The organism is Francisella sciaenopsi (genome assembly GCF_045862875.1).
GTDB classification, from domain to species: Bacteria; Pseudomonadota; Gammaproteobacteria; order Francisellales; family Francisellaceae; genus Francisella; species Francisella sciaenopsi.
Window position 1 is genome coordinate 38498 of the sequence record NZ_BTHG01000006.1, and the last position, 23082, is coordinate 61579.

Sequence of the window (23082 nt, forward strand, 5' to 3'; positions counted from 1 at the left end):
AAAGTAGTTTTTAGAATGAAATCACAATTTATACAATATAATGATATAAATAATGAAGTTTTATATCAAAAATGTAAACCAGTAACAGATATTCAAAGTTCTGAAATACAGAATATCATCACAGAAATGCGTGAGAAAATGCAAGGTAATGGTATAGGACTTGCAGCTAATCAAATTGGCTATCCTTATCAAATATTTATGATAGAGTTTGATGGCTCTAATGCAAGATATCCATTAAGTTTTGATAGTGTTCCTTTTCAAGTTTTTATAAATCCTAAAATTATAAAAGCATCTAAAAAGAGAGTCAGTTTTTGGCATGGTTGTCTAAGTGCTTTAGGAGAAAAAAGAGGTAAGCTTGCAACATATAAAGAGATTAAGTATGAAGCATATAATCAGCATGGTAAGAAGATTACAGGTAAGTTAGATTCTATAGCTGCGGTAATATTTCAACATGAGTTCAATCATCTACTTGGTTCTGTGTATGTTGATTTTGATACTGAATATATGGATAACGAAGAGCTTCAATCAAAATTTGCTAGCGGAGAAATCAAGCCTTATGAAGATTGTGGTGATGAAATACCATTAATTATAGATGGTTATATTATTGGTAGTGATATTTAGAGATATTTGTTTTTTGACAAAACTTTTGAATATATAGTTGACATAATAATTAATCAGAGTATTATATGTGGCTATTGACGATAATAGCAGTCTGGAACCACCTGATCCCATTCCGAACTCAGAAGTGAAACGGTCTCACGCCAATGATAGTCTGGCAATGCCCAGGTGAAAGTAGGTAATCGTCAAACCTTTTTTCAATTTTTCATCTTGATCTTGTTATTTAAAACATTTATTTTTTTGAAGAAGTTTAAATACAGCCGGCAGAAGTTAGTATTTAAGTTAGTTATGTATAGACTCGTTATATAGTTTTATGTGTCCTATTGTGTGGGGGGAGGATCAACATAAACCTTTCTAAATCAAAATCTAACTAAGCCAGCCATATTTAGAACAACAAATTAGTTATTATCGATGCTGTTATTATGTAAGCTATAGTTAGTCCACCTAAATATATTGGTAAAGCACAAAATTGAGATCTAAAACTTTTTCTCATATCTATTCACTTACATGTCTTTTTGTCAATGAGGCATATAATATAGCAATATAAATATTTCAACAATTAGTAAAAATTAACAGGGCTAATCAAAAATTGATACCAAGATAATTTTTTTGATAAATTTGGCTATGGTTATTTGAAATGTTTTTAGCTCCTTAATATGTTATTATACATGGTAATTTTATTTGCAAAACAAAGCTTAAATGTTTAGAAGTCTTCCTCTTTTTATAGGGTTAAGATATATCCGTGCTAAGAAGCGTAATCGGTTTATATCTATTATTTCTGCTATATCTTTTTTGGGTATATCTTTGGGAGTTGCTGTCTTGATTACAGTAATGTCTGTGATGAATGGTTTTGACCAGCAAATCAAAAATAGAATTTTGATGATGGTACCACCTTTGAAAGTATATCAAATGGGTGGGCAAGTTACTGATTGGCCAAAATTAGCAAAAGAAGTTGAGAAAAGTGCTCCAAGTGTTACAGCAGTAGCCCCTATCGTGGAGTCTCAAGGATTGTTAAGTGCAAATAATGGTGGCAGTACGACAGCTTTTGTACAGATTCAAGGTATAGAACCAAAATATCAAACTAAGGTATTGCCAATTGGCGATCATATCATAGAGGGTAAGTTATCATCATTAGATGATAATGAGGGCTATAATATTGTTTTAGGTAATGCGCTAGCAAATAGTTTAGGTGTTAACGTGGGAGATAAAGTTACTTTAATAGTTCCTAAAATAAGCTTAACACCAGCTGGAATGATTCCTAGGATTAAGCAGTTTACAGTATCAGGTATATTCTCAGTAAGTTATCAATATGATGCTTATTATGCGATGATTAATATTAAGAATGCCCAAAAAGTATTTGAAACTGGTAATTCAATATCGTCTCTTCAACTAGGTCTAAAAAATATCTATGATGCGCCACTTGTAAAAAATAAACTTAATGATGGCGCTATAGCTCCATATTATTTCACTCGTGATTGGACTGATGAAAATAAATCTTTCTTTGATGCTTTAAAAATGGAAAAGACAATGATGTTCTTTATCCTATTGCTAATAATTACGGTTGCTATATTTAATCTATTGTCATCTTTGGTTATGGTTGTGACAGATAAGCGAAGTGATATAGCCATTCTTAGAACTATGGGTATGTCATCAAGACAAATTATAACTGTGTTTATCTACCAAGGGTTTGTAATTGGTTTAATTGGTACAGTTATAGGAGTTCTATTGGGGATTTTACTATCGACTTATGCCACAGAGATTGTTAATTTCATCCAGCATGTTACAGGAAGACAATTCTTGAGTGCTAGCGTGTATCTAATTAATTATATTCCATCGGAGCTTATGTGGTCTGATGTATTTAAGGTTACTTTAGTTTCTATGTTTCTAAGTTTCTTAGCTACACTTTATCCAGCTTGGAGTGCTTCTAAGGTTCAACCAGTGGAGGCGCTTAGATATGAGTAATATAGTTTTAAGTTGCAAAAATGTCTCAAAAAGCTACACAGAATTCAAAACAGATATAGCTATACTAAAAAATGTAAACCTTGAAATTAATAAAGGTGAAAAGGTTGCTATACTTGGTCTATCAGGATCAGGTAAGACAACATTGCTAAATGTTTTGGGTGGACTAGATAAGTGTAGCTCAGGTGAAGTAATGCTCATGGGCGAGAGATTTGATAATCAATCTGTCAATAAGCGAGCAAAGATGCGAAATAAGCATTTAGGCTTTATCTATCAGTTACATCACTTGTTGCCGGAATTTACAGCTATTGAGAATGTAATGATTCCATTAGCTATTACCAAAAAGTATACAAAAAAAGAGTCAATAAAGCTTGCTAATGAAATTCTAACAAAAGTTGGTTTAGAGCATCGTGCACATCATAAGCCTGCTGAGCTTTCTGGTGGTGAGCGCCAAAGAGTTGCTATTGCGAGGGCTTTAGTTACCAATCCTAATTGTATCTTAGCAGATGAGCCAACAGGAAACTTAGATAGCCAAAGATCTGAAAGTATATTTGCTTTGATGCAGCAGCTTAGTGATGATTTTGGAACTAGCTTTGTAATTGTCACGCATGATGAGAGACTAGCTAGTCGTATGAATAAAATCTATAGATTAGTAGATGGTGAGTTAGAATTAGTTGAACATGCCAACTAAATCATTATTTATTGATTTTCATTAGTAAAAAATATTTTTATCTGATTCACTTTTAGTATACTGCATAAGTATATAGTCTATAAGTGGTAAAGCTAATGAAGACAATTGTATTTGTATATAAAGACACTTTAAAATCCTATAAAGAAAAGTTCTTACTAAAGATTGAAAAAGATTTACAAAGCTATGAATATCATACTTTAACAGTAGATGATTTATCTGAAGTTGTAGAGATTCTCGAGGATAATTCAAGAATATGTTGTATAGTCCTTGATAGAACTAGTTTTAGTATTGAAGCATTTCATAATATTGCTCATCTTAATACTAAGTTACCAGTATTTGTGGTTTCTGATTATAGCCAAAGTATCAAGCTTAATTTACGTGATTTTAATTTAAATATTAACTTTTTACAGTATGATGCTCTAGCTGGTGAGGATTCTGATTTTATTCATAGAACTATTACAAATTATTTCAATGATATTCTGCCACCTTTAACCTATGAGTTGTTTAAATATTCCAAATCTTTTAACTCATCATTCTGTACTCCAGGTCACCAAGGAGGTTATGGTTTTCAGCGTTCGGCAGTAGGTGCATTATTCTATGATTTTTATGGTGAGAATATTTTTAAGACAGACTTATCTATTTCAATGAAAGAGCTAGGAAGTTTATTAGATCATTCTGAAGCTCATAAAGATGCCGAAGAGTATGTCGCAAAAGTTTTCCAAGCAGATAGATCGTTAATTGTTACTAACGGAACATCAACTGCTAATAAAATAGTAGGTATGTATAGTGTTGCCGATGGCGATACAATTCTTGTTGATAGAAACTGTCATAAGTCAGTCACGCATTTAATGATGATGGTGGATGTTAATCCAATATATCTAAAACCAACAAGAAATGCTTATGGCATAATTGGTGGTATACCTAAAGAAGAATTTCAGCGTCAAACTATCCAAGAAAAAATTGATAATAGTAGCATTGCAGATAAATGGCCTGAATATGCTGTTGTTACAAATTCAACTTATGATGGTATTCTGTATAACACAGATACTATTCATCATGAACTAGATGTTAAAAAGTTACACTTTGATAGTGCTTGGATACCATACGCGATATTTCATCCAATCTATAAGCATAAGTCTGCGATGCAAATTGAACCAAAGCCAGAGCATATAATTTTTGAGACACAATCCACTCACAAACTTCTAGCAGCTTTCAGTCAGTCATCAATGTTGCACATAAAAGGTGATTATAACGATGAAGTTTTGAATGAAGCATATATGATGCATACTTCAACATCTCCTTTTTATCCAATAGTTGCTAGTGTTGAGACGGCTGCGGCGATGATGGAAGGAGAGCAAGGCTACAACCTTATCGACAAAACTATTAATTTAGCGATAGATTTTAGACGAGAGCTAGTCAAGCTTAGATCAGAAGCTGGTGATTGGTTCTTTGATGTTTGGCAACCTGATAACATTTCTAATAAAGAGGCGTGGTTATTAAGAAATGCTGATAAATGGCATGGATTTAAAAATATAGATGGAGATTTTCTTTCATTAGACCCAATTAAGATAACAATCTTAACTCCTGGTATAAAAGATAATGATGTCCAAGATTGGGGTGTACCAGCAGATATAGTAGCTAAGTTTTTAGATGAGCATGATATTGTGGTTGAGAAATCAGGACCTTATTCATTGTTGTTTATCTTTAGTTTAGGCACTACAAAGGCAAAATCAGTAAGGCTAATATCGGTACTTAATAAATTCAAACAAATGTATGATGAAAATACATTAGTTGAGAAGATGCTACCAACATTATATGCTGAAGATCCTAAGTTCTATGAAGATATGAGAATCCAAGAAGTTAGTGAAAGATTACACCAGTATATGAAAGAGGCTAATCTTCCTAATCTTATGTACCATGCCTTTAATGTGTTACCTGAACAACAGCTTAATCCTCATAGAGCTTTTCAGAAATTACTAAAAGGTAAAGTTAAAAAAGTCCCGTTAGCAGAGCTATATGGACAGACCTCAGCCGTGATGATATTACCATATCCACCAGGTATACCAGTGATATTCCCAGGCGAAAAAGTTACGGAAGAATCTAAGGTAATATTAGATTTCTTATTGATGTTAGAGAAGATAGGATCAATGCTGCCAGGATTTGATACAGATATACATGGACCAGAGAGAGCAAAAGATGGTAAATTATATATCAAAGTGATTGATGATTAATATTAGATTTTTTTGAAATAAAACGCTTATAATCAGCTAAAAAAAAATGTATAGTGTTGCTTATCGAGTCTAATTTTAGGTGGGAAAATGCTTAAAACTCCTCTTTATGAATCGCACTTAGCAGCAAATGCTAAAATGGTAGACTTTTCTGGATGGTCAATGCCAATTAACTATGGTTCACAAATTCAAGAGCACAATAATGTTAGAGAGAACTGTGGTGTCTTTGATGTATCACATATGCTAGCTGTTGATATTCAAGGTAAAGATGCCGAAAAGTTCTTGCGTCATATCTTGGCTAATGATGTTGCTAAGCTAGAAGCAGGCAAAGCACAGTATGGTTGTATGCTAAATCATCAAGCAGGTATCGTTGATGATCTTATTACATATAAGATTGATTCAGAGAATTTCAGAATAGTTGTCAATGCTGGCAATAGAGAGTCAGATGTAGCATGGTTTAGAGAAAATTCTCAAGATTTAGATGTTACAATAACGCCACAACAAAATCTTGCGATAGTTGCTGTACAAGGTCCAAAAGCTGTAGAGATTGTTAAGCATACTGTAACTACAGAGATCGCAGAAGAAATAGCTAAGCTAAAGCCTTTTACATTTAAGTTTTTTAGTAATTGGATGTTTGCTCGTACTGGTTATACTGGTGAGGATGGTTTTGAAATAATGCTTCCAGCAGATCAAGTAGCAGATTTTTGGGATAATTTATTAGAAAATGGTGCCGAGCCGGCAGGTTTGGGTGCTCGAGATACTTTGCGCTTAGAGGCAGGGATGCACCTATATGGATCAGATATGAATACAACTACAACTCCCTTAGAAAGAGGCCTTGGTTGGAGTATTGATTTATCTGATGAGAATAGAGATTTTATTGGAAAAAAAGCATATCTTACGAAAAAGTCACATGGTATAACTACCAAGTGGACAGGAGTTGTTCTAAAGTCAAAAGGAGTGCTTAGAGCGGGTCAAGAGATTGATTTTGATAATGGCGAAAAAGGATATATAACAAGTGGTAGTTTTTCACCTACTCTTAAAGTTGCTATAGCATTAGCTTATGTACCTAAAGAAGGTGCCAATCCGGTCGTTAATATACGCGGTAAGGAACTAGATGTAGAATTAGTTAAGGCAAAGTTTGTCAAGAATGGGCAATCTTTGATTTAAAAAATAAATATTTTCACAACAATGATTAATCGTAGTCAATACGGAGGTATAAAATGTCAAATATTCCTAATGAATTAAAATACACAAAATCTCATGAATGGGTAAAAGTAGATGGTGATGAGGTTACTATAGGTATTACTGAACATGCGCAGTCTTTATTAGGTGATTTAGTATATGTTGAGTTACCAGAAGTTGGAGAGGAATTCTCAGCTGGTGATGATACTTGTGTTGTTGAATCTGTGAAAGCAGCTTCTGATGTGTATGCTCCTCTTGATGGTGAGGTTATTGATGTGAATGAATCTCTAAGTGATGATCCTTCTCAAGTAAATCATGCACCATATAGAGATGGATGGTTATTCAAACTTAAAATTTCTGATGAATCTCAACTGGCAGATCTATTATCTGCAGATGCTTATGCAAAAACTCTTGAAGACTAATTATAGACTTTTAGAGTTTCTATTTAGTCCTTTATAAAAATTCTATATACGAAGACATGGAGGAAATATGTCTTTTATTCCACATAAACCTGAGCAGATAGAAAAAATGCTTGGTACTATAGGTGCAAGCTCTATAGATCAGTTATTTGATGAAATTCCAGCCCAGTTAAGAGCAGATACTCTTAAGATTAAAGATGGAATCAATGAGATTCAATTAGCAAATCAAATGAGAAAAAGAGCTAATAAAAATCATCATAATACAAACTTTATAGGAGCTGGAGCATATAGTCACTATATACCATCTGCTATATGGGATATTGTTGGCAGAGGAGAATTCTATACAGCATATACGCCATACCAAGCCGAGGCTTCTCAAGGCGGCTTACAGGTTATATATGAGTTCCAAACTATGATGGCTGGCTTAACAGGTATGGATGCCTCAAATGCATCTATGTATGATGGAGCGACTGCTTTGGCTGAGTCAGTTCTTATGGCGATTCGCTCAAACAAAAAAGCTAAATCCCAAAAGATTTTGATTGCTGAAGCTTTGCACCCAACCTATTTAAGAGTATTAGAAACTATTACAAAGCATCAAGGTATTGAGTTTGATATTATTAATCTTGATTCTAAAAATGGTAAGACAGATATTACTAAGTTGGAAGATTTTGCGAATGCCGATTATGCAGCTGTAGTTATCCAAAGTCCTAATTTCTTAGGTCAAATAGCAGATGTTGATGGGATTACAAATTGGGCACATAAGCATGGTGCTTTGGTTATTGCCGTAACTAATCCTATGTCACTAGCAATATTAAAATCACCAGCAGAATGGGGTGATAATGGTGCTGATATAGTATGTGGTGAGGGGCAGCCTATGGGTGTGCCTTTAGCTTCGGGTGGGCCGTATTTTGGTTTTATGACTTGTAAGATGGCTCATGTACGTCAAATGCCTGGACGTATTGTCGGCAGAACAGTTGACTTAGACGGTAATGAAGGTTTTTGCTTAACTCTACAAGCTAGAGAGCAGCATATCCGTCGTGCAAAAGCTACTTCAAATATCTGTACTAATCAAGGTTTGATGGTTACAGCGGCGACTATTTATATGAGCTTATTAGGTGCAGAAGGTTTAGAAAGAGTAGCGAGTGTATCTCATGAAAATACTACTAAATTAGCAAATGAATTATCTGAACTAGATGGAGTAAATGCTAGATTTAATAATGTATTCTTTAATGAAGTTGTTATTGATTTACCTGTAAATGCTGAAATTTTTGTCACAGAAATGGAAAAAGAAGGTATAGATGCAGGTTACTTCTTAGGTGAGTATCATAGTGATTTAGCTAATTCTATTATGGTTTGTGCTACAGAGATTCATACATCTGAAGATATCAAAGAGTACATAGAAGCTACTAAAAAAGTTTTAGCTAGGATAGGAGGTTAATTTAAATGGTTATTTTTGAAAAAACTAGAGGTAAAAACTCGCCATCTGTAATGCCTAGCAAAAAAGGAGATGTTTCAAATATCCCTACAGATATGCTACGTACTAAGAAACCAATACTTCCAGAGCAAGCTGAGCTAGATGTTGTTAGACACTATACACAACTTTCACGCAAGAATTTTTGTATAGATACAAATTTTTATCCATTAGGTTCTTGTACTATGAAATACAATCCGCGAGCTGCGCATAAGTATGCTTCATTAGCGGGATTTTTAGAAAGACACCCTTATGCAAGTGCTCAAAGTGTACAAGGTACTCTTGAATGTCTATATGATTTGCAAGACTTAATCAAAGAGCTAACTGGTATGACCGGTGTATCATTAGCTCCTATGGCTGGTGCTCAAGGTGAGTTTGCAGGTGTAGCTATGATCAAAGCATATCATCACAAGCGTGGTGATTTTGAGCGTGATGAAATCATCGTACCAGATGCTGCCCATGGTACTAATCCAGCTACTGCAAAAGTTTGTGGTCTAAAAGTTATTGAGATTCCTACTAAGAGATGTGGTGATATTGATCTAGAAGCATTAGACAAAGTACTTGGTCCAAAGACAGCTGGTATCATGCTAACTAATCCATCAACAGTAGGTGTATTTGAAAGAAATATTGCTGTAATAGCTAAGAAAGTCCATGAAGCTGGTGGCTTATTGTACTATGATGGCGCGAACTTGAATGCGATCATGGGCAAGGCTCGTCCTGGTGATATGGGCTTTGATGTTCTTCATATGAACTTACACAAAACTTTTGCAACTCCTCATGGTGGTGGTGGTCCAGGTGCTGGTCCTGTAGCTGTTAATGATAAATTAAAAGAGTTCTTGCCAATACCTATGGTTGGTAAAAAAGATGATAAATTTGTATGGTTAGAAGAAAAAGATGTACCAAATACTATCGGTAGAATGTCTGCATTCAACGGTAATATTGGTGTATTAATTAGAGCTTATATCTATGGTGCGATGCTTGGTGGTAATGGTCTAACAGAAGCATCTGAAATAGCAACTCTAAATGCGAACTATATGATGGCTCGTTTAAAAGAAGAAGGCTTTACGATCGCTTATCCTGATAGAAGAGCTTCTCATGAATTCATTGTAACTTTGAAACCTGAATTTCAGAATTATGGTGTGACAGCTACTGATTTTGCTAAGTGCTTGATAGATAGAGGGGTGCATGCTCCTACTATGTATTTCCCGCTATTAGTACCAGAATGTTTGTTGATAGAACCTACCGAAACTGAAAATGTTGATAGTATGGAGAAGTTTATCCAAGCAATGGTAGAAATCAGAAATATTGCTAAGAAAGATCCTCAGTATCTAAAAGGCGCTCCTTATAATTTACCAGCGCGTCGTCTTGATGATGTCAAAGCTGCAAAAGAGCTTGATATCGTTTGGCAGCCTAAGTAATTTTTCTTATAATTTTTGACATTATATTTTCATATTAAATAATCTATAATCTTAATAATATCTTTTAGATTTTATAATTTTTCATGACAACTCAGCAATATCTTGAGCAACTTAACAAACGCTACAAAACTGGCATATCTAGTGAACATACATATCGTAAAGATTTAGAAGATTTAATTGTTTCTTTAGTTAAAGATGTTAATGTTACAAATGAGCCTACAAAGATTACAGATTGTGGTAATCCTGATTATGTAATTACCAAAAAAGATATACCGATTGGATATATTGAGGCAAAAGATATTGGCAAAGATTTGGACTCAAAAAACTACAAAGAGCAGTTTAGTCGCTATCGTAAGGCTTTGGATAATTTGATTATCACAGATTATCTGCGTTTTCAATTTTTCAAAGAAGATGAGCTAGTTACACAGATTGAGATTGCAACTATTGAAAATGGTGAGATTAAACCAATCGTTAAAAATTTCCAGCAGTTTGAAAATTTAATCAAAGATTTCTGTACTTATATAGGTCAAACTATCCGTTCGCCGAAGAAGTTAGCTGAGATGATGGCTGGTAAGGCAAGATTACTGCAAAATACATTAGAAAGAGCATTAGAACAAGATATAGCAGACGACGATAATACTGAACTAAATGAGCAGTATGAAACATTTAAAGATATTTTGATACATGACTTAACACCAAAGGGCTTTGCAGATATTTATGCTCAGACCCTTGCTTATGGAATGTTTGCTGCAAGGTATCATGATAAAGTTCTTGATACTTTCTCTCGTCAAGAGGCAGCAGAGAAAATACCAAAATCAAATCCATTTCTTAGAAGGCTTTTTGACTATGTTGCAGGTACAAATATTGATGATAGGATTAAGCATACAGTTGATAACTTGGCGGATGTTTTCCGTGCGGTAGATTTACGCAAGATACTTTCAAAATTTGGTAGAAGTACCAAAACTCAAGATCCGATAGTACATTTCTATGAGGATTTTCTATCTGAATATGACTCTAAGCTTAGAAAGGCAAAAGGCGTATGGTATACACCACAACCTGTAGTTAGCTTCATCGTAAGAGCTGTTGATGAGGTACTAAAATCAGAGTTTGGACTAAGCCAAGGTCTAGCAGATACTACCAAGACAAAGATACAAATTGATAGTCAAACAACTGATAAACGCTCCAAATCTGGTTATAAACAAATAGAAAAAGAAGTCCATAAAGTCCAAGTATTAGATCCAGCAACTGGTACAGGGACATTTTTAGCAGAGGCAATTAGGTTTATTTACAATAACAACTTCAAAGCTATGCAAGGTGCTTGGAGTGGTTATGTAGAAAAGCATTTGATACCTAGATTAAATGGTTTTGAGCTACTGATGGCAAGTTATGCAATGGCACATTTAAAATTAGACATGCTCTTAACTGATACAGGCTACAAGCCAAAATCAAATCAAAGCCAACGCTTCCATATCTATCTAACAAATTCACTTGAGGAGCATCACCCTGATACTGGGACGCTCTTTGCCAACTGGCTAAGTAATGAAGCCAATGAGGCAAACCAAATCAAAAAAGATACTCCAGTAATGGTAGTGATGGGTAATCCGCCTTACTCGGTTAGCTCTAGTAATAAAGGTGAATGGATACAAGATCTAACCAAAGAATATAAGAAAAATCTTAATGAAAGGAATATCCAGCCATTATCAGATGACTATATTAAATTTATCCGCTACGGACAGCACTATATAGATAGAACAGGTGAGGGCGTATTAGCTTATATATCTAATAACTCTTTCATAGATGGCATAATTCATAGACAAATGAGAAAGGCACTACTAGAAAGTTTTGATAAGATTTATATCTTAGATTTACATGGAAACTCTAAGAAAAAAGAAACTTGTCCTGATGGCTCAAAAGATGAGAATGTCTTTGATATTATGCAAGGAGTATCTATTAATATTTTTGTTAAAACTGGAGCTAAGAAAAAAGGCGAGTTAGCAGAAGTTTATCACTATGATTTATTTGGTAAGAGAGATTATAAGTATGACTTTTTAAATGAGAATGGTTTAAAAAATATTTCATGGAATAAGTTAGAATATACTGAGCCAAATTATTTTTTTGTGAAAAAAGATTTTGATAATATAAAAAACTATTGTAAAGGTTTTAAATGTGATGATTTATTTTTAAAATCGACATCGGGAATAAAAACACATAAAGATAAAGAGCTTGTATCTGTTAATAAGTTTATTACAGAATTCAACAAAGAATATAATTATCGTCCATTTGATAATAGATATATAAATTATGATTTAAAAAAAGTTCAACGACATAGATTTAGTGTGATGAAACATATGTTAAATCAAGATAATTTTGGATTGGTAATTTCTAGGCAGTGTGTTACGGATTGGAGGCATTTATTTGTGACAAAAACTTTGAATGATGTCAATTTAACAGGGACTGCAGGGAAATTTGGTGCAGGGAATACCTTTTTACTTTATTTGTGCCCAGAAGCTGATTCACTAGACTCTAGCAGAGTACCAAATTTAGATATGAGCATTGTTAAGAGTATTGAGAAGAGCCTTGGCTTGAAGTTTGTGTTTGAGAAAGAAAGCGATAAGTCTACATTTGCTCCTATAGATATACTCGACTACATCTATGCAGTATTACACAGCCCTAGCTACCGTGAGAAATACAAAGAGTTTCTCAAAATTGACTTTCCACGAGTACCATACCCAACTATAGATACATTTTGGCAATTGGTAGAGCTAGGTAGTCAACTTCGCCAAATACATTTACTTGAGTCGCCAGTAGTTACCCAGTTCATCACAAGTTATCCAATAGATGGTGATAATATTGTCGATAAACCACTCTACAAAGATGGCAAAGTTTACATCAATAAAGAGCAGTATTTTGATAATGTCCCAGAAGTAGCTTGGAACTTTTATATCGGTGGTTATCAACCAGCTCAAAAATGGCTTAAAGATCGTAAAGGTAGGGAGTTAGGTTTTGAAGATATTTTACATTACCAAAAGATAATCGTAGCATTGAGTGAGACTGATAGATTGATGAGAGATATTGATAAGGTTTATGGTGAGTTATAGATGAAAAGGAATATTTTTATAAAGTTAGCTATATCAGTTTTTAGTTTTGTTTTAGCGCAACAATCTTTGGGATATGCTCATACTAAACTAATGCTTGAGAATAATTGTAGTACAGATGTCGTATTTACCATCAAAGATAAAAATAATAAATCAACTTTTACAAAGACACTAAAACCATACCAATATTATATGACTAAAGAACTATCAAATGATAATTTTATGGATTCAACAACATCGTACTATGATATTGGCTTTAAATCTAAAGATTCATCAGGTTCTGTAGAGTATGAGTTATCAAATGGCTTTTTTTATTTTGGTCAAAAAGGTGCTAATCGAGCTTTATTTAAAGATCCAAAAGGTAATATAGAAATAAATCATCAATTTCACAATGATGGTTATGAGTACTACTGGACTAACTACTCTGTAAATATTAAAACATTAATAAATGGTAGTTTAATAACACCAACTTTTACAATTTCAGCATGTCATCAAGAGTTAGATATATTTGATAGTTTATTATTTGGTGTCAAAAGAATAATGATATTTGGTGATAGCTTAAGCGATAAAGGCAATTTGTATAAATATTCATTGCAACTCTTACCAAAATCGACACCATATTATAGAGGGATGTTTTCTAATGGTGAGGTATGGTCAGAACAGTTTGCAAATAGGCTTTATTTAAATAATATTCCTGTGAGTAACTATGCAGTAGGTGGTAGCTCGGTTATAGTGTTTCCAGAATGGGCTGATAATAGCACTCCGTATGTCTTAGATGATCAAGTAGGCTTATATCTAAATCTAGAAGCTAATGATGATATAAAAGATAATTTGGCAATATTTTTTGTTGGAGGTAATGATTACTTAACAACTAATCCTAAAATGAAAGATATTGATGGAGCAGTCAAGCAAGTGACAGATGGCATCATCAATGCTATTGAAAAAGTAGCAGCAAAACAGACAATTGTTGTTGGATTACCTGATCTTAGTATCACAGGAGAATCTAAATCACTTAGCAATGAGAAAATTCTCAAAAAAATATTCAAACAGCATAACAAAATTTTAAGAGAGTATGCAGATAAGCATAAAATGAAGTTTATAGATATAGCTACAGTATTTGATGAAATGGTAAATAATACTAAGAGCTTTAATAAGAAATATAATGCAACTATAAGCTTGGATCATATCAAAGATTCTTGTTGGTTGGGAGGATATTTTTTATCTGAGAAGTCTAATATTGATAATGCATACAATAGCCTAGAGGCTAATGCTAAAACAGATTCTAAAGTCAAAATGAATGATCTATTAGATCAGCCGTCAATGCAAAGTGTTATAGGTGCAGGGTATGCTGGTAGCATGTGCGATAATCCCCAAGATTATGCATTTTGGGATCATGTTCATCCAACATACCAAGTGCATAGAGCATTATATAGCTACATATTGACAGAGTTAGGCGCTAGACCTGTCACAAGAGATAAGTGATAGTGATTTTTTTAAATTTTGTTAAATAATTATTTGACAAAGATAATTCTAAGTAATATGCTGAAAGATATGGACTTAATTCCATATGAATTATAAGCATAGTCTTATAAACGTGTTGATTTGATAACTCAGCTTGCGGACACGAAAAATAATCTGCTAAAAGGTGTTTTGTGGATTACTCCATCTTTCCCTCTCAGATTTCTCCCAAGCTAAAGAGTTTTATAAGTAGGAGAAAACTATGAGTAAATATTCTTTAGAAACATTAGCCGTACATCGCTCTATACCAGAAAAGAGTGGATCAGTACAAACACCTATACATCAAACTTCTAGTTTTGTATTTGAAAGTACAGAGCATGCGGCAAATCTTTTTGCATTAAAAGAGTTTGGTAGTATATATTCACGATTAACTAATCCAACAGTAGATGAGTATGCTTCTAGACTAGCTAATCTTCATGGAGCTGCTGGAGGATTTGCCTGCTCATCAGGGCATGCAGCACAACTTTTGATTTTCTTGAATCTACTTCAAAGTGGCGATCATATAGTTGCTTCTAAATATTTGTATGGTGGTTCAGTAACACAATTGACACATACATTTCCAAGGCAATTTGGTTGGCAATCAACTCTAGTTGATATAAATAAATTAGATGAGGTCAAAAATGCTATCCAAGAGAATACCAAAGCATTATTTATAGAGTCTCAGTCTAATCCTTCTGGAGTTATTGCCGATATCAAAGCACTTGCAAAAATTGCTCATGAGGCTGGTATTCCGTTGATAGTTGATAATACTGTTGCAACACCTTATTTATTAAACCCATTAGAGCATGGTGCAGATATTGTCTCTTATTCTTTGACAAAATATTTAAGTGGCAATGGCTCTATAGTCGGTGGTGCAGTTGTTGATGGAGGAACTTTTGATTGGTCAGCTAGTGATAAGTTTCCTTTATTGGCAAAGCCTGATAGATCTTATAATAATATTTCATTTCATGAAACTTTTGGCAAGTTGGCTTTTACCGTTAGGGGGCTTGCTGTTGGTTTGCGAGATATAGGTGCTACGCTTAGTCCACATACGGCTTTTTTGGCTATACAAGGCCTAGAAACATTAGGAGCAAGATTAGACAAGCACATCAAAAATGCTGAAAAAGTAGCAAAATTTTTAAATGCTCATCCAAAGATTAGAAAAGTTAATTATGCTGGTCTTGTTAACTCACCATATAATCTTTTGGCTAATAAATATTTTCCAAAAGGTGTCGCGGGATTGCTAACCATAGAGTTAAATGAAGGATTTGAGGCTGGTAAGAATTTGGTCGAGCAAACAAAGCTGTTCACACACTGCGCTAATATCGGTGATGCTAGAAGCTTAATTATACATCCAGCTTCAACCACACATTCACAGTTAACAGAGCAAGAGCGTATACAATCAGGAGTATCTGATGGTTTGGTAAGATTATCAATAGGTTTAGAAGATGCTAATGATCTAATTGAGGATTTAAAGCAGGCTTTGGATTATTCGGAGGTGCAGTATGACGATCAATGCAAAAAAGTCATTTGAGTTTTTTAGAGACTTACAGCTTAGTTATCAAACAGAGATTAGTATCAAGAATAGCTCTAGTATCAAAAGATTAAAAGTAGCTATTGTAAACTTGATGCCGACTGTCAAAGAAACCGAAAAGCACTGGGCAGATGTGCTTTCTCATAATAATTCTACAATTGTTGAGTTAGTGTTTTTTCATTCATTAGTACGCCCTAGTACCAGAGTCAGCGAGAGTTATTTGCAAGAAAATTATGCTAACTGGCAGGATTATGATTTTGCTGATTTAGATGGAATTATTATTACAGGGGCTCCAGTTGAGTTATTAGAGTTTGAGAGAGTTGATTTCTACCCAGAAGTTTGTGAGATAATTTCAAAAAGCCTTGAGTATAAATTATCTGTGATGTTAGTTTGCTGGGCTGCTCAGGCTGGTCTAAATTATCTATATGGTATAGACAAACAATGTCTAGAAAATAAGCTATTTGGTGTATATGAACATAAGCCTATTAAGTATGATCATCCACTGCTAAAATATATAGATGGTGAGCTCAAGGCTTGTATATCTCGACAAACTAAAATTACAGATCCAAAAGTGTTGGAATATACAGATGTTATCCTAGCATCTGCAATAGATGGCTTAGATTGTTTAGCTGATAAAACACATGATATTATCTATATGTTTAATCATCTAGAATATACTCAAGATACTCTAGAAGCAGAGTATTTAAGGGATAAAGCAACTACGGATAATATAGCTAAGCCATATAATTATTATGATAGCCAAGATAATATTAATTATTCATGGCAAAATGATAGAAAGACTTTTTATTCTAATTGGTTGGATATTATTAAAGATATTAAGTAGCAGAATTATAAATCCCAAGCTTTTATTATATCCTCTTCAGAGATTTTCTTTTGATTGAGGTTTTCAAAGTAGATCATATATTGTTTAATCAGTTGGTTAATATACATATCTTCACCAGAAATATAGAAAATATCGTTTTTATTACAATACTCAAGTAGATAGTTTTTCTTATTATCTTTTTCAGGCATAGCGTGACAAAATACAATTTTTGCATTTTTAACTAAGTCTATAAATTGAGTATTTTGCTCTAGCTCCGGTGATGATGATATTGGTGTGGCATCAACTACTAGATCATACAGTCCTTCAAAATGAGGGATGTTTTCTATACCTAGTTCTTTTCTTTTTTGAGCTACCTTTTCAGCACTTCTACCGACTATAGTTACTTTGATACCTAAGTCTTGTAGGACTTTAAAAGCAACACCTGAAACACCACCGTTACCGTAGATTACTGCGGTTTTGATAATTTTGTTTGATGCTTTGATACCTTTTTTAAGAGCTGTTTGTAAGCCATGACAGTCTGTATTATAGCCATGAAGTTTGCCATCTTTATTGATGATGGTATTTACAGCTAAAGTCTCTTTAGCTAGTGGTTCTATGTAATCTAGAAATGGTATTACTTTTGATTTTAGACCATTGTGTGCTGTTACAGTACCACCATTGACAAAAGGTGCTCTAATAGCATCTGTATATGTCTTGGCAGTTATATCTCCAGAAAATGTAAAATAACAAAGGTTTAAGCCTAGCTTCTGTATAGCAGTATTGTGTCGTGAGATAGATGAGTTACTACCAGAAGTAGAAAATAAAAACTTAGTCTCAGTATTAAGAGGAGCTTTAAAATTATCTGACATCTTGTTTCCTTAGCTATGGATAATTAACATTGAGTATGCTCTAAGCGGAGGGAGTTTACCTTTAGTTGTTTTTTCGATAGTCTCCGTGCCAGCTCTTTCATGATTTGCAATAATATGCCATTCATTAGTTTCTGTAGTAGGAACAATATCATTGATATCATAGTTATCTATAGCTGTTGCATTATATACAACAACTATATTTTTCCACATATCGCCGTTAGCATTATCCTTAAGATGAGATACGATAACTCCAGAATGAAGATCATGATATGCTGCTGAAACAATTAGATGTTTACTAATATCTTCAGAAGAAGTCATTCTAAAAGCAGGGTGTTCTTTTCTTATCTTTATAAGTCCTTTTACATAATCAAAGAAAGGTTTGTATTGTAACTTGTCTTGCCAGTGAAAAGCATTGATATCATCATCACTTTTATAACTGTTATGATCACCTTGTTTTGTTCTAAGAAATTCACAACCACCATGTAAGAATGGTACACCTTGAGATGTCAGTACTATGCCAAGAGCTAAACTATTCTGGCGAACTCTACGGCTGTCAAAAATATTCTCTTGGATATTTTGTCTATAATTACCAGCCTGTATATTTCTGTTTAAACTCTTCTCTATTTGATCCCAAAGTGTATAGTTATCATGAGCATCAACATAGTTGATAGTTTCTTTAGGGTTAGTAGTTAGATCATGTATAGAACCTTTTAAACCTTCTATAACTTTGCCGATATTCGCTGGATTATGAGCATCACCATTAACATAGCCATTACCTGGACTATTGTTGCCTCGAATAGCATCTCTAAAGGCATCGTTAAATACAGAGAAATCTTGATTTCTTTGCGTGCCTCTATATGTACCATTCCTAAGAGGTGAATCACCAGCTTTCCATGGCTCACCATAGACTATAATGCCTGGATCTATTTGTTTTACTTCTTCGGTAATTTCTTTGATAGTATCAAGATCAATCAACTCCATTAAGTCAAATCTTAGTCCATTGACTTTATAGTTTTTAACCCAATGTAAAACAGAATCTTTAATAAACTTACGCACCATTGGCTTTTCGGTATCAAGTTCATTACCGCATCCAGAACCATTAGTAAAATGACCTAAGCTATCTGTTCTGAAATAGTATTTTGGAACGATACTGTCAAAGTTTGATGTATCAGTCATATGGTTATAAACCATATCCATGATTACACCAATACCTTTGTTATGGAATCCTGCGATCATCTCTCTAGCACCTTTGATTCTTTGAGTTGGATCAAAAGGGTTAATAGAGTAGCTTCCATCCGGAGCGTTGTAGTTTTGTGGATCATATCCCCAGTTTCTATTATCTTTGATATTAGCATTTGACTCATCAACTGATGAGAAATCAAATATTGGTAATAGATGTACATGAGTTGCTCCAAGTTCGTGAATACTATCTATACCTGTTGAAACAGATAGTTCACCATCTGAGCTGGTTATCTCAGATCCTTCATATACTGTGCCTAAGAATTTGCCACGAATATTATCTGGGATATTACTGTCAGGACTGATTGTAAAATCTCTAACATGTAGTTCGTATATAACAGCATCTTGAGGATTCTTAGGTGTGTGGAAGTAGCTGTTTCTCCAGCTTTCAGGTGCAAGCTCTTCGGAGTTAAGGTTTAGTATGAAGCCTTTTCTACCATTAGCACCAAGTCCAATTGCATAAGGATCGATAGCGTAAGTTATTTTTGTATATTTATTTCCACGATAATCTATATCATCAAAATAAAATCTATATAAATAGAACTTGTTCTCACAGAATTCTCTAGCAATGCTTACACTATGTGTGCCATACTCTGGTTCAGGTACTAGATTAAATGCATCATCAGGCATTTCATGTTTATCATTATCATCTTCATGATATATCAATAGCTCAACGTGCTTTGCTGTCGGAGCCCATATTCTAAAAGATACAATATCATTAGAGAATGTCACTCCCATATCATCATTTGGATAGTAATATTTATCTAAGAAGTTTCCGATACATACCTTAGTTGGCATAAACGTATTATTTGCACGTATTTCTATCAAGTCACTAGGACTTAAATCTGTAGGCAAATTAGTAAATATAACTTTTTTAGATTTATATTTGATAATACTTGCTGCATGGGTTACTTTTTTTGAGTTGATCCATAGTTCAAATATAGTGCCAACAAGAGGTGTATCAGATAGGTATGCTTCAATCTTATTAGGTTCATCTAATACGGCGTAATTTATTCTAGCGTTAGTTCTGTTAATAACATCATTTAGTGATGTATAGATGTCATAATCACCATAAACTATATAAAAATTATCATGCTCTTCATTTGTTTTGAATGAACCTGTCTGTTCGGCCCAATCATTTTGCCAATACATATTCCAATTTCTTTTACGAGCAATAATATTTTTATTTATACAATCAGCATATAAGCCAAAATCACTTTTTTTGGATAATGATTTAGGTCGTGTTTTGCCTTTTTCGTCATATGTCCATAATTCCCAACTAAAATCCTGACCTAGATATTGATCATCCTTTTTGACAAAATGAACAAGTTGCCCCTCTCGAGGTTCTCTAGCTATCCTAAAAACTCTTTCCGCCCTATGATTAGGATTGTTTTTGCTACTGCAAAAAACTTTAACTTCACTAATATCAGTTATTGCTGGATCAATAATTAGTTGATTGTTTTTGATTTCAATAAGCTTAGATTTAGGTTCTACTCGCCATGTAACATCTACAATACTTCTTTTTTTTGTCAATGATTCTGTTATTGCAACTAGATCTAGTTTATAACCTGGTACTATATAGTCTTCAGATGCTTTTATTGAAAGAATCTGAGGGTTTACACACCAATTAAAGGTTAATGGTTCAAAAGCACGATTGCTTGCAGATAGTCTTCTTTCATTACCTTCTAAATCAACTAATACAAAAGAGTATTGATTTGAGCCATTGATGAGACTAGAGATTTTAAGTACATTTTTTGTTAGCCATAAGCTACCATCATCAGGATCTGCTTCCCAGACAAGTTTATATCTATCTTCTTTTTTCCAATGATTGAAGTGTCCTATAACATATCCATATGAGAAACCATGCGCATTGATTCTAAATCTAATACTATTTGTATCTGGATCTTGATAGAGCGTATATTCGGCATTGAATTTTTCGAAAATATTATTTTTTTCTATCCATATATTATTTGATAACTGCATATCTACAACTTTAAGTTAAATTTAAAATTTTTGTGAATAATTTGGTTAAGCTATTATAGCTTTATTTTTTGAGTTTGAGAACAAGAGTGGCCATTGGAGGAACTTTTATTGTAATCCTTTGATCAAAACCATGTGATGATTCAGGAGTTGAGAATATTTCATCTGCAATAAGTTGACCAGAACCACCAAATTCAAGATCATCAGAGTTAAATGCTTCAATATAAGATCCTGCATCAGGAACACCTATATGGTAGTCGTAATATGTCACTGGAGTGAAGTTACAGACAAATATCAGCTTTTCTTTACCATCCTTGTTAGATCTAACAAAAGACAAAACACTTTGTTCAGAGTTGTTTGCATCAATCCATTGGAAGCCTTTATGATCATAATCACATTCCCATAACGCAGTTTCAGTTTTATAGAATTCATTTAGTTTCTTAAAGAAATGTAATGTCTCTCTGTGAGTATGATATTCATCAACAACTTGCCATTGTAGCTGCTCATACTCTCTCCATTCGATAAATTGACCAAATTCACTACCCATGAATATAAGTTTTTTACCTGGATGTCCAATCATAAATGACATGTATAAGCGAAGTCCTGCATACTTATTCCACAGATCCCCCCACATTTTATTTATCAATGATTTCTTACCATGTACAACTTCATCATGAGATATAGACAAAATAAACTTCTCTGAATAATGGTATACCATAGAGAAAGTGATTAAGTTGTGATGATATTTGCGATAAACAGGGTCTAATGAAATGTAGCGTAATGTATCGTTCATCCACCCCATATTCCATTTGAAATCGAATCCTAAACCACCTTGTTCAACAGGTGTGGAGATATTTGGCCAAGATGATGATTCCTCAGCAATTGTGATCACTCCTTTGCTAGTATGTTTTAAGACACCATTGAGCTCTCTTAAGAAAGCAATTCCTTCTAAATTCTCATGTCCACCATGAATGTTAGGTACCCACTGACCATCTTCTCTATCATAGTTTAGATATAAGATATTCGATACTGCATCGACACGAAGTCCATCGATATGAAATTCATTGATCCAGTACATGGCATTTGATATTAAGAAACATTTGACCTCATTTCTACCTAGATCAAAATTATGTGTCCCCCAGCCTTTATTTATAGCTTTTGTAGGCTCTTGGTATTCGTAGCATGCACTACCATCAAAGTTAATTAAACCATGCTGATCTTTGCAGAAATGTCCTGGTACCCAATCTAAGATTACACCAATATCATGCGTATGAAGTTTATCAACTAGATGTTTCAAACCTACTAAATCACCATGACGACTATTAACTGAGTAAAAACCTGTTGGTTGATAACCCCATGAAGCATCTAGTGGATGCTCATGTAACGGCATAAACTCAACATGTGTGTATCCCATATCCTTGACATATTTGGGTAATACTTCAGCAATTTCCTCATAAGTCATAAACTTATCATCTTTAGTTTTCCATGATGCTAAGTGAAGTTCGTATATGTTCATCGGGTTGTTATAATAGTCGGCAGTAGCACGCTTTTTTAACCATTTCTCATCATGCCATTTGTATGTGGTTTGTGTACTTATTACAGAGGCAGTATTTGGTCTTAATTCTGAGAAAAAAGCATAGGGATCACTTTTATATACATAATGATTTGTATCTTTATTTGTGACTACAAATTTATATTTATCACCATCTTTTACATCCGCGACAAATACGCTCCATAGTCCAGCATCAGTGATACGTTTCATGTGATTTTTATCTTCAACTTGCCAGTGGTTAAAATCACCAATGACACAAATACTTTTTGCATTTGGAGCCCATGTTGTAAATCTAATACCATCAATTCCATCTTCGGATGCTTTGTGAGCTCCCATGAACTCATAAGCATATATGTGCTTACCTTCGTGGAAGAAATGAATATCTTGCTCACCAATAGTAGAGTGATTATTTTGTTTTGAATTTACGTTTTTCATAAAAGCTCCTAATCAAAAAGTATAGAATCCATACGGATCTCTAGCCCGGATGCTTGCAAGCACCAAAAATCT

The 23082-nt window shown here is 33.8% G+C and carries 15 protein-coding genes, 1 rRNA gene and 1 riboswitch; of the genes, 13 read left to right on the forward strand and 3 right to left on the reverse strand.

Translation table 11 applies throughout. From position 1 onward, the window contains the following. The first annotated feature begins 15 nt into the window (after nucleotides 1-15). The 13 genes from ACKTR7_RS07640 to ACKTR7_RS07700 all read left to right on the forward strand — a co-directional run bounded on the left by ACKTR7_RS07640 (nucleotide 16) and on the right by ACKTR7_RS07700 (nucleotide 16956). Nucleotides 16-621, forward strand: a complete 606-nt coding sequence (locus ACKTR7_RS07640) for a peptide deformylase (protein WP_407877751.1) — start codon at nucleotides 16-18, stop codon at nucleotides 619-621. A 73-nt stretch (nucleotides 622-694) separates the two neighbouring features. After that, nucleotides 695-809: ribosomal RNA gene (rrf, locus tag ACKTR7_RS07645) — 5S ribosomal RNA — on the forward strand. Between the two features lie 508 nt (nucleotides 810-1317). Next, a complete protein-coding gene (locus tag ACKTR7_RS07650; protein ID WP_407877752.1) occupies nucleotides 1318-2580 on the forward strand; it encodes a lipoprotein-releasing ABC transporter permease subunit in 1263 nt (420 codons plus the stop codon). Then, nucleotides 2573-3268 (forward strand): lipoprotein-releasing ABC transporter ATP-binding protein LolD, encoded by a 696-nt coding sequence (gene lolD / locus ACKTR7_RS07655; protein WP_159184931.1) that lies wholly within the window; start codon nucleotides 2573-2575, stop codon nucleotides 3266-3268. Before ACKTR7_RS07650 ends, lolD begins: the two co-directional genes overlap by 8 nt. Nucleotides 3269-3363: 95 nt before the next feature. After that, nucleotides 3364-5499 carry a lysine decarboxylase LdcC gene (locus tag ACKTR7_RS07660; protein WP_222830988.1) on the forward strand — a complete coding sequence of 712 codons (2136 nt, stop codon included), beginning with the start codon at nucleotides 3364-3366 and terminating at the stop codon, nucleotides 5497-5499. Nucleotides 5500-5586: 87 nt separating this feature from the next. Continuing rightward, complete coding sequence (gcvT, locus tag ACKTR7_RS07665; RefSeq protein WP_407877753.1) at nucleotides 5587-6663, forward strand: glycine cleavage system aminomethyltransferase GcvT; 1077 nt, start codon at nucleotides 5587-5589, stop codon at nucleotides 6661-6663. 53 nt (nucleotides 6664-6716) lie between these two features. Beyond that, the gene (gcvH, locus tag ACKTR7_RS07670) at nucleotides 6717-7100 is read left to right on the forward strand and encodes a glycine cleavage system protein GcvH (protein WP_407877754.1); all 384 of its coding nucleotides are present in this window, start codon (nucleotides 6717-6719) and stop codon (nucleotides 7098-7100) included. A 67-nt stretch (nucleotides 7101-7167) separates the two neighbouring features. Next, on the forward strand, nucleotides 7168-8535 hold the full coding sequence (gene gcvPA, locus ACKTR7_RS07675; protein ID WP_407877755.1) for an aminomethyl-transferring glycine dehydrogenase subunit GcvPA: 1368 nt from the start codon (nucleotides 7168-7170) through the stop codon (nucleotides 8533-8535). A gap of 5 nt (nucleotides 8536-8540) precedes the next feature. Next, the gene (gene gcvPB / locus ACKTR7_RS07680; protein ID WP_407877756.1) at nucleotides 8541-9986 is read left to right on the forward strand and encodes an aminomethyl-transferring glycine dehydrogenase subunit GcvPB; all 1446 of its coding nucleotides are present in this window, start codon (nucleotides 8541-8543) and stop codon (nucleotides 9984-9986) included. A gap of 83 nt (nucleotides 9987-10069) precedes the next feature. Further along, entirely contained in the window at nucleotides 10070-13084 is a 3015-nt protein-coding gene (locus ACKTR7_RS07685; protein ID WP_407877757.1) for a type ISP restriction/modification enzyme, read from the forward strand. Further along, on the forward strand, nucleotides 13085-14563 hold the full coding sequence (locus tag ACKTR7_RS07690; RefSeq protein ID WP_407877758.1) for an SGNH/GDSL hydrolase family protein: 1479 nt from the start codon (nucleotides 13085-13087) through the stop codon (nucleotides 14561-14563). A gap of 102 nt (nucleotides 14564-14665) precedes the next feature. Continuing rightward, nucleotides 14666-14743, forward strand: a riboswitch (SAM riboswitch). Nucleotides 14744-14801: 58 nt separating this feature from the next. After that, entirely contained in the window at nucleotides 14802-16112 is a 1311-nt protein-coding gene (locus ACKTR7_RS07695; RefSeq protein ID WP_222830982.1) for an O-acetylhomoserine aminocarboxypropyltransferase/cysteine synthase family protein, read from the forward strand. After that, nucleotides 16084-16956 carry a homoserine O-acetyltransferase/O-succinyltransferase family protein gene (locus tag ACKTR7_RS07700; RefSeq protein WP_407877759.1) on the forward strand — a complete coding sequence of 291 codons (873 nt, stop codon included), beginning with the start codon at nucleotides 16084-16086 and terminating at the stop codon, nucleotides 16954-16956. The genes ACKTR7_RS07695 and ACKTR7_RS07700 overlap by 29 nt, the downstream gene beginning before the upstream one ends. Before the next feature lie 5 nt (nucleotides 16957-16961). Here ACKTR7_RS07700 and ACKTR7_RS07705 read toward each other — a convergent pair whose 3' ends face one another. The 3 genes from ACKTR7_RS07705 to glgB all read right to left on the reverse strand — a co-directional run bounded on the left by ACKTR7_RS07705 (nucleotide 16962) and on the right by glgB (nucleotide 23010). Then, nucleotides 16962-17804 carry a shikimate dehydrogenase family protein gene (locus ACKTR7_RS07705; RefSeq protein WP_407877760.1) on the reverse strand — a complete coding sequence of 281 codons (843 nt, stop codon included), beginning with the start codon at nucleotides 17802-17804 and terminating at the stop codon, nucleotides 16962-16964. 9 nt (nucleotides 17805-17813) lie between these two features. Further along, nucleotides 17814-21026, reverse strand: coding sequence for a type I pullulanase (gene pulA, locus ACKTR7_RS07710; RefSeq protein WP_407877761.1), 3213 nt, complete (start codon nucleotides 21024-21026; stop codon nucleotides 17814-17816). A gap of 61 nt (nucleotides 21027-21087) precedes the next feature. Next, complete coding sequence (gene glgB, locus ACKTR7_RS07715; protein WP_407877762.1) at nucleotides 21088-23010, reverse strand: 1,4-alpha-glucan branching protein GlgB; 1923 nt, start codon at nucleotides 23008-23010, stop codon at nucleotides 21088-21090. Nucleotides 23011-23082: the final 72 nt, after the last annotated feature.

Bases quoted from the DNA above. Each gene is read 5' to 3' on its own strand.
- ACKTR7_RS07640 (WP_407877751.1), top strand. From the start codon at position 16: ATGAAATCACAATTTATACAATATAATGATATAAATAATGAAGTTTTA.
- ACKTR7_RS07650 (WP_407877752.1), top strand. From the start codon at position 1,318: ATGTTTAGAAGTCTTCCTCTTTTTATAGGGTTAAGATATATCCGTGCT.
- lolD (WP_159184931.1), top strand. From the start codon at position 2,573: ATGAGTAATATAGTTTTAAGTTGCAAAAATGTCTCAAAAAGCTACACA.
- ACKTR7_RS07660 (WP_222830988.1), top strand. From the start codon at position 3,364: ATGAAGACAATTGTATTTGTATATAAAGACACTTTAAAATCCTATAAA.
- gcvT (WP_407877753.1), top strand. From the start codon at position 5,587: ATGCTTAAAACTCCTCTTTATGAATCGCACTTAGCAGCAAATGCTAAA.
- gcvH (WP_407877754.1), top strand. From the start codon at position 6,717: ATGTCAAATATTCCTAATGAATTAAAATACACAAAATCTCATGAATGG.
- gcvPA (WP_407877755.1), top strand. From the start codon at position 7,168: ATGTCTTTTATTCCACATAAACCTGAGCAGATAGAAAAAATGCTTGGT.
- gcvPB (WP_407877756.1), top strand. From the start codon at position 8,541: ATGGTTATTTTTGAAAAAACTAGAGGTAAAAACTCGCCATCTGTAATG.
- ACKTR7_RS07685 (WP_407877757.1), top strand. From the start codon at position 10,070: ATGACAACTCAGCAATATCTTGAGCAACTTAACAAACGCTACAAAACT.
- ACKTR7_RS07690 (WP_407877758.1), top strand. From the start codon at position 13,085: ATGAAAAGGAATATTTTTATAAAGTTAGCTATATCAGTTTTTAGTTTT.
- ACKTR7_RS07695 (WP_222830982.1), top strand. From the start codon at position 14,802: ATGAGTAAATATTCTTTAGAAACATTAGCCGTACATCGCTCTATACCA.
- ACKTR7_RS07700 (WP_407877759.1), top strand. From the start codon at position 16,084: ATGACGATCAATGCAAAAAAGTCATTTGAGTTTTTTAGAGACTTACAG.
- ACKTR7_RS07705 (WP_407877760.1), bottom strand. From the start codon at position 17,804: ATGTCAGATAATTTTAAAGCTCCTCTTAATACTGAGACTAAGTTTTTA.
- pulA (WP_407877761.1), bottom strand. From the start codon at position 21,026: ATGCAGTTATCAAATAATATATGGATAGAAAAAAATAATATTTTCGAA.
- glgB (WP_407877762.1), bottom strand. From the start codon at position 23,010: ATGAAAAACGTAAATTCAAAACAAAATAATCACTCTACTATTGGTGAG.